Source organism: Pseudomonas sp. NKUCC02_KPG, assembly GCF_019345465.1.
Taxonomy (GTDB): domain Bacteria; phylum Pseudomonadota; class Gammaproteobacteria; order Pseudomonadales; family Pseudomonadaceae; genus Aquipseudomonas.
On sequence record NZ_JAHKRC010000038.1, the window covers coordinates 1 to 446 of the forward strand.

Genomic DNA, 446 nt, shown 5'->3' on the forward strand with positions numbered 1-446 from the left:
TGGGGTGAAGTCGTAACAAGGTAGCCGTAGGGGAACCTGCGGCTGGATCACCTCCTTAATCGACGACATCAGCTGCTCCATAAGTTCCCACACGAATTGCTTGATTCATTGAAGAAGACGATAGAAGTAGACCAAAATTGGGTCTGTAGCTCAGTTGGTTAGAGCGCACCCCTGATAAGGGTGAGGTCGGCAGTTCGAATCTGCCCAGACCCACCAATTTTGTATGGAAGTACCTGTAGAAATATGGGGCCATAGCTCAGCTGGGAGAGCGCCTGCCTTGCACGCAGGAGGTCAACGGTTCGATCCCGTTTGGCTCCACCATATACTGCTTCTGTATCGTAAAGCTTAGAAATGAGCATTCCATCAAACGATGGTGAATGTTGATTTCTGATCTTTTGATTAGATCGTTCTTTAAAAATTTGGGTATGTAATAGAAAGTTAGACTG

The 446-nt window shown here is 46.6% G+C and carries 2 tRNA genes and 1 rRNA gene; all 3 read left to right on the forward strand.

The features are described from left to right. A 16S ribosomal RNA gene (locus KO536_RS24075) occupies window positions 1-58 on the forward strand; the annotation flags it as partial. Between the two features lie 81 nt (window positions 59-139). Continuing rightward, window positions 140-216 (forward strand) — tRNA-Ile (locus KO536_RS24080). A 29-nt stretch (window positions 217-245) separates the two neighbouring features. Then, window positions 246-321: transfer RNA gene (locus KO536_RS24085), tRNA-Ala, on the forward strand. The last annotated feature ends 125 nt before the right edge of the window (window positions 322-446 follow it).